This window comes from Floccifex sp. (assembly GCF_051873555.1).
Taxonomy (GTDB): domain Bacteria; phylum Bacillota_I; class Bacilli_A; order Erysipelotrichales; family Erysipelotrichaceae; genus Floccifex.
The window spans coordinates 1-1,967 of the sequence record NZ_JBJEEY010000091.1 but is presented as its reverse complement, the minus strand read 5'-3'; the positions used below and the strand labels follow the sequence as shown (position 1 = coordinate 1,967).

At 31.3% G+C, this 1,967-nt stretch carries 1 protein-coding gene; it reads right to left on the bottom strand.

Annotated features, from left to right (window positions below; all coding sequences use genetic code 11):
* Positions 1 to 105: 105 nt before the first annotated feature.
* Positions 106 to 1,860, bottom strand: a complete 1,755-nt coding sequence (locus ACI32A_RS05390; protein WP_439754013.1) for a class I mannose-6-phosphate isomerase — start codon at positions 1,858 to 1,860, stop codon at positions 106 to 108.
* Positions 1,861 to 1,967: the final 107 nt, after the last annotated feature.

Here is a 1,967-nt window from a genome sequence, read left to right as displayed (position 1 = left end):
TATACTACCAAATCATTCCTCTTCAGTCAACTACTTTTTTTAAAAAAAGTTAAAATTTCTATTATTTCTAAAAAAAAGAGAAGTTTTTTGACTTCTCTTTATCACTTAGTCAGCAAATGTATTACGAACATAAGCTTTTAATACTTTAACTTCTTTATTTTCACTTTCACCATAAGGACGAATTGTATATTCTTTAACAGAAGCAGGGATTACAAACGTTTCTGCATAGTGAACAACAAATGGTTTGAATTCATTTGTAGGACTTTCTACAATAGCTTCAATTCCATCAATTAAATTTAATTGATTTACTGTTCCATGTGTTTGATGATAAGAAGTATCTGTAATTGTATAGCGTCTTGTTTCCAGGAATTCTAATTCATGTAAACCAGTATGTTCAACTTTGCAGTTGCTTCCTTCTTCTTCAACATCATAAACCGCGTTTACCAAGTTTTCTTTAACCCATTCTGTAGTACGATTCCATTGAATTACATTTTTACCATGTTCTACATTAATTGGACGAGGTTTTCCATCTAATCCTACACGTCCCCAGTCCCATAATTTATAAGTGAAAATATATGGAGTAGCACTGATTTCCAATACCATAGCTCCAGCACCTGAACAGTGACAAGTACCTGATGGAATTAAGAAATGATCATGTTTTTTTGCAGGGAATTTATTAATGTATTTTTCAGCATCAAATTGAATATTTCCTTTTTCTGCTTCTCTTAAATCATCAATCATTTCATCTGGATTAATTCCTTCTTTTAATCCCAAATAAACAGTTGCACCATCTACTGCATCTAAAATATAGTAACTTTCATCTTGTGTATAAGCCATTCCATAATTTTTACGGATATATTCTGTTAATGGATGTACTTGTAAAGATAAGTTTTGTCCTTCAATTGTATCCAGGAAATCAAAACGAATTGGATATTCTGCTCCAAAACGAGCAAATACTTGTTCTCCTAATAATTGTTTTGGACGATACAATACTAAATCCATTGCTGGTAGTTCAAACGCTACGCCATCATAATCAAATAAAATGCTATTTTCTTCAGGAACTCCGTCAAAACTCCATGCATAGTTAATGGCGTCTTTATCAAGGTTGCAAGCTTCTTTCATCCATTGTCCACCCCATACACCTGGGTCAAAATAAGGAACTGTTCTAAATGGAGTTTTAGCTAATTCATCTAAACTATGTCTAAATGTTTCTCCTGTAATCATCTTTGGCTCATTTACTTTATTTGTATCTACTACATAATCAAATTCTTCGAAATTTCTTTGTTTATGTTTATCCGCAATTCGCCATTCGATAAAGAACCCACGTTTGTTTTTCTTTAAAATTTCTTCATCCGCATTATCAGCTTTATAGTTTGTCATTCCTTTACGATAACGTAATTGAATTTCCCAGCGGGCCATATCAAAATAAACATAGATATCACCACGAGTGACTAATGAAGCAGCAACACCACATACCACTGTAACACCTTTTGCACTTTTTACTTGTTCTTGTGCTTCATGTAATTTGTCTTCATCAATAAAGTCAATAAAATCACCAAAATACATTTTCCCAAATGTACGATCATCTGTTAAATGATATTTCATTTGTTCTGTAATAGCTTTTCCTTCTTTGAAAATGTTAATGGTTTCAATGACAGTTGCTGGATTTAATGCATTGACTAATTCTTTTACTTCATCTTCATAGACACCTGGATAATAGTCAAATACTACAGTAGAATTTTCATTTAATTTTGTTTTTAATTCATTTGCGATATTTTCATATCCGCAAATTGCTTTGTGATTTTCAATCACAGTTTTTGGAAATTTGTCGTATTTCGACTTAAAATTTAAATAGCTCATAATCTTCACCTCGTTTAAATGTTATATCATTATAATCAAAGTGTCAAGAATAAAATCCTCAACTTTGAAAATTTTGTATAACTAAAAAATAAAGAGCATCAGTAGGT

Excerpts from the sequence above, each read along its gene's own strand:
- ACI32A_RS05390 (WP_439754013.1), bottom strand. The coding sequence starts at position 1,860 with ATGAGCTATTTAAATTTTAAGTCGAAATACGACAAATTTCCAAAAACT.